This is a genomic window from Methylobacterium sp. WL18, assembly GCF_008040015.1.
Taxonomy (GTDB): domain Bacteria; phylum Pseudomonadota; class Alphaproteobacteria; order Rhizobiales; family Beijerinckiaceae; genus Methylobacterium; species Methylobacterium mesophilicum.
This window is the reverse complement of the sequence record NZ_VRVD01001202.1, coordinates 1-665: the sequence shown is the minus strand read 5'-3', so window position 1 is coordinate 665 and position 665 is coordinate 1. Positions and strand designations below refer to the sequence as shown.

Below are 665 nucleotides of genomic sequence, written 5' to 3'. Positions count from 1 at the left end.
GGCCAGGGCCGAGGCCCGCGACGCGGCCGGCAACGTCCTGGCCGACGGCGACGCGGTCACGCTGATCAAGGACCTCAAGGTCAAGGGCGCGAACCAGACCCTGAAGCAGGGCACGGTCATCCGGTCGATCCGGCTCACGGACGATCCCGAAGAGATCGATTGCCGCCACGACACGATCAAGGGGCTCGTCCTGCGCACCGAGTTCGTGCGCAAGCGCTAGGGCGGTTCGAAACCATCAGGGTTTCAAAAGGTCCGGGACCTCTTGCGGGTCCAGGGCAGAGCCTGGGTCGAGCGAAGCTCGATGCCATCGGGGCTCTGCCCCGACACCCCGCCAAAGGGCTGAGCCCTTTGGAAACCCGGTTCTTTTACCGGCGCTTGGTCTCTTCCTGCGGCAGGTGCCGCCCGTAGGTTTCCTGCTTCTCGGCCCGTTCCTGGATCAGGTTGGCATAGGCCTGCCGCATCTCCGGGGAGACGCTGACGCTCTTGCCCTTGGTGGGCTTGCGCTTGGGCGCCTTCTTGAAGGTGTTGCTCGTCTCGCTCATGCCGGGCTCCGCGTCGGACCATGGCGGCGGCGCGCGGCCGGCAGGAGGTCCGAGGCGAGTCGGAATCCAGGCCGGCCCGCGAGGCCGGACCCCTGCCCTCTAGCGCATCGCGCGGCCGCGTGC

Annotated in this window: 2 protein-coding genes; one reads left to right on the top strand and one right to left on the bottom strand. The window is 68.1% G+C overall.

Annotated features, from left to right (window positions below; genetic code table 11):
* The coding region (locus FV228_RS31830) for an alkylphosphonate utilization protein (RefSeq protein WP_147857980.1) at window positions 1-220 on the top strand (220 nt) is incomplete at its 5' end.
* A 145-nt stretch (window positions 221-365) separates the two neighbouring features.
* Here FV228_RS31830 and FV228_RS33625 read toward each other — a convergent pair.
* Window positions 366-542 carry a hypothetical protein gene (locus tag FV228_RS33625; protein WP_187278002.1) on the bottom strand — a complete coding sequence of 59 codons (177 nt, stop codon included), beginning with the start codon at window positions 540-542 and terminating at the stop codon, window positions 366-368.
* Window positions 543-665: the final 123 nt, after the last annotated feature.